Genomic DNA, 1,064 nt, shown 5'->3' with positions numbered 1-1,064 from the left:
TTAAGTCTTTAGGAGTCAGTCCTCAGGAGTCAGGAGGAAAGAGAATCACAAAGATGAGTATAGTTATGACGATTCGATAATTTTTTATGTCTAATTAAACGGATTTGATATGAGTAAAGAATTTTGTCTATATAGCAGAAGGAAGAAGGCTTTAGTTATCTAGGAGAGAAGGAAGAAGGAAGAAGTAAGAAGGCTTTAGTTATCTAGGAGAGAAGGAATAAGGAAAAATCTTGTTTTGTCTGAGTTTTAAGCTTTTGATATGTCAAATACAGTAATGGCGACTGCGATAACAGAGAATAGGAAATAAGGAGTGGGAAGATGGTAAATTAGGAATAATATTATGTCCGTTTAATTAGTGATAAAAAACTTCCTTCTTCTTCTTCTTCCCTCCTGACTCCTGACTACTTCTTCAATCAATACTGGCTATTTTTTCAATAAACTTTTTACAGTCTCTAAGACCTTTTCTTCAACATAAGGTTTTGTCATATAAGCACAATTTTAACTAATTGTTCAATTGCTACACCCATTCTGGATGTACCACGAGAAGTCATAAAAACTATTGGTAAATTTTGTAACTTAGAATCTTTTCTAATTTTCAAAGCTAACTCTTGACCATTCATCCTCGGCATTTCTATATTTAATGAAATCAAGTCAACGTGTAAATTATTTTGCAATTTCTTCCAAACTTCTAACCCATCTTTTGCTACTTCTACCTGATAGCCAGCTTTGATAAAAGTCATACTCAAAAGTTGACGAACAGTAATAGAATTATCCACTATTAGAATAGTTTTGAACTTCACATATCTGTTGAAAATATTATTGATTGTTTCTAAAACTGTTTTCTCAGTAAAAGGCTTATATCATGTTCCCCCTCCGGGGGAGCTACGCTAACGGTTGAATACTTATAAATAAATGTTGTGAGTCCTCAGGAGTCAGAAGGACCGAGTCAGGAGGAAATATTGGAGAAAAAGAGGAAATATTGGAGAAAAGTAAAGACAATTTCAGTATTTATTTGATACCGTCGGTACTGTCAGTCCTTAAATTTTATTTATAACTGACCCGTC

The 1,064-nt window shown here is 33.5% G+C and carries 1 protein-coding gene; it reads right to left on the bottom strand.

The window, feature by feature from the left end; translation table 11 throughout:
- Nucleotides 1-482: 482 nt before the first annotated feature.
- Nucleotides 483-776: a PleD family two-component system response regulator gene (locus tag F6K13_RS34485; RefSeq protein ID WP_124155184.1), complete on the bottom strand. Its 294-nt coding sequence runs from the start codon at nt 774-776 to the stop codon at nt 483-485.
- Between the last annotated feature and the right edge of the window lie 288 nt (nt 777-1,064).

Source organism: Okeania sp. SIO2B9, assembly GCF_010672505.1.
Lineage (GTDB): Bacteria > Cyanobacteriota > Cyanobacteriia > Cyanobacteriales > Microcoleaceae > Okeania > Okeania hirsuta.
The sequence above is the reverse complement of the archived record's forward strand: the minus strand, read 5'-3'. Positions and strand labels throughout refer to the sequence as shown.